The following is a 2603-nucleotide window of genomic DNA, read 5'->3' on the forward strand; positions in this document are numbered from 1 at the left end:
ACGGTTATTTTTGGATTGACATTTTAACAAAAAATCCAAAATATGCATATGGCACAGTTATTGAGGCTATGGCTTATATTCCATAGCACCAACCCGGGTCAGGATGAGCTGCGCAGGCAATCGGGGAAATCGGGAAATTGGCACTTGACAAATCTAAAATCATATGCTATAATATGGTCATAATCAAAAATTAGAGGAGATTAAAAATGAACGAAGATTTTGGTTCTTTCGGTGGCGACGAATTTTTGATGGGCGATTGTCGGGAAGATTGGGGTCTTGACGCTGGCGGTTGGGATGAGTTTGAAGAACGTGAGTGCTTTCAGGAACAGTGTACGGAGGAAGACAGTAAGTTTGAGGACGCTGAAGCCGATGAGCGGGCGGAAGAGCAGGCGGACGGCTTGCCTTACGCTTCTGCGTGGCGGGACGGTTTTGACGACATCTATGAAAAGATGGAAATGTAAACTGCGCATATCCCGGGCTAGCAACCCGGGTCAAAATGTCACGGGTTGACATTTACACAAATATATGGTATAATATTATATAATTAAAAAAGGAATTAAAAAATGGACTTTCAACCTTTTGGAAAAATTGCACGACTTTCTCGTGAAATAGTTATTTCAGAAAAAATTGACGGTACAAATGCTATCGTTGCTATTGAAGAAGGTACTTGTGTAAAAAACGGCGGCTTAATTGATGTAAATTATGAGGACGTAGACTATGTTATGACCGCTGGCTCTCGTACTCGCTGGATTACTCCAGAAAAAGATAATGCAGGGTTTGCTCGTTGGGTTCTTGAGAACGCAAATGAACTTATAAAACTTGGTACAGGTTTTCATTATGGAGAATGGTGGGGACAAGGCATTCAACGCAGATATGATTTGAAAGAAAAACGTTTTAGCCTTTTCAATAGTTTTCGCTGGTCTGATGAATTAGGAAATCGTCCTTCCTGCTGTCATGTTGTTCCTGTTTTGTACTCTGGTTTGTTTGATACAAACAAGATACAGGAAATTTTGAATAACTTGGAAAAAAATGGAAGTTACGCATCCGAAGGATTTATGAAACCCGAAGGAATTGTAATTTACCACTCAGCCTCAAAACAATATTTCAAAAAAACAATTGAGAATGATGCATCGCCTAAATCGCTTGTCCCCGAATAGGGGCAAGCAACCCGGGTCAGCGAACTGCGCAGTTTTTAAATTTCCTTGACATTTTGGGGAAGTATGGTATAATGTGTATATGAAACGAGGTAAAGAAATGGACAGATTTGGAAATAGAGAAGTTGTGGTCACAGCATTAGTGGGAAGCCATGCCCATAATTTACAAACACCTGAAAGCGATAAGGATTTTAAGTTTTTTGTTATGCCAACATTTTCTGACTTGTTTAAGGGAAAATTTTTCACAAATGAAAAAGTTTCTGATACAATTGACTTCACAGTCCACGACGTTCGCAAGTTAGGCGAGCAAATCTGGAAGGGAAATATCAATTTTTTACAAGTGTTGTTTAATCCAGAGGGAACTCATGACAGCGGTTTAGATTTCTTATTTGAAAACAAGGAAAGAATTGCACAGGCAATTATCCCAAATTTCAAATCCGCTACATTAGGGATGCACAATCAGAAAATGAGCAACTTACACAAAGGAACAGGGAACACACAACATTTAATTGAAAAATTTGGTTTTGATACCAAAGAAGCACATCATGCAATTCGTTGCTTATTTACTATTGAAAAGTTTTGGGAAACTAACAGTATGGAAAAAGCCTTATGGTTCAATAAGGGAAAAAAACATACAATCTTAATGGACATCAAAGCAGGAAAGTTTACCGAAGCCGAAGTGAAAGCAATCGCCGAAGAATGGTTTGCTAAAAAGTGGGACGGCGAAATGAAAAAGAATTTTTGCGACACCGAATTAAATTTTAGTGTCAAAGAAGAATTAGACAATTTCATGTTCAATTTTGTGAAAAAGAAAATGCTGGGCTAACCCCAGTATTTTTCTTGCGCAAGCCCGGGATTTTACCCGGGTCGCTTGCTTGACTTTTAATTGATATTATGATATAATATAGGAAACAAAGGAAAACAGAAAATGGCAGAACATATTATTTACGATAGTTATGATGACACAAGCGAAGACCCCGATGGATTATTTTTTCTTGACGAGTGCGATAATCTTGATAAAGAATTAGATGGTAGAATTCTTGGTATTGCAGATTTAGGTTTATGGAATGGTAGGCATGATGGCTATAAGATTGGCGGAAAAAATCTTAGCGAAGTCATGTACATGGGAAATTATGACATTATCAAAATCTTTTCTAACGGATTAGATATTTGCAAAACAAGTGTTCATCACGACGGAACAAACCACTATGTATTTCGTGAGGTTAGAGAAAATAGAAACATTGACAATCTAACCATTATGATTTATAACGGGGAATATGTATCAAGACAGAAACTAAATTACTACACAAAAAGTCTTGCACCTTATGTAAAAGATATTTACGGTTGGTAGGCGAAAGCCACCAACCCGGGTCAAAATGACCTGCGCAGGAAATTGGTACTTGACAAAATAAGATTTGTATGCTATAATGAAACTATGAAAAACTTATA

4 protein-coding genes are annotated in these 2603 nt (G+C 37.7%); all 4 read left to right on the plus strand.

Translation table 11 applies throughout. From position 1 onward, the window contains the following. Window positions 1–206: 206 nt before the first annotated feature. The 4 genes from VMW01_14795 (at window position 207) to VMW01_14810 (ending at window position 2505) form a co-directional block, all read left to right on the plus strand. A complete protein-coding gene (locus VMW01_14795; protein HUW07513.1) occupies window positions 207–461 on the plus strand; it encodes a hypothetical protein in 255 nt (84 codons plus the stop codon). Between the two features lie 102 nt (window positions 462–563). Beyond that, complete coding sequence (locus VMW01_14800; protein HUW07514.1) at window positions 564–1157, plus strand: RNA ligase family protein; 594 nt, start codon at window positions 564–566, stop codon at window positions 1155–1157. Between the two features lie 79 nt (window positions 1158–1236). Continuing rightward, on the plus strand, window positions 1237–1980 hold the full coding sequence (locus VMW01_14805; protein ID HUW07515.1) for a nucleotidyltransferase domain-containing protein: 744 nt from the start codon (window positions 1237–1239) through the stop codon (window positions 1978–1980). A 102-nt stretch (window positions 1981–2082) separates the two neighbouring features. Next, window positions 2083–2505, plus strand: coding sequence for a hypothetical protein (locus tag VMW01_14810; protein HUW07516.1), 423 nt, complete (start codon window positions 2083–2085; stop codon window positions 2503–2505). Window positions 2506–2603: the final 98 nt, after the last annotated feature.

The organism is Williamwhitmania sp., assembly GCA_035529935.1.
Taxonomy (GTDB): Bacteria; Bacteroidota; Bacteroidia; order Bacteroidales; family Williamwhitmaniaceae; genus Williamwhitmania.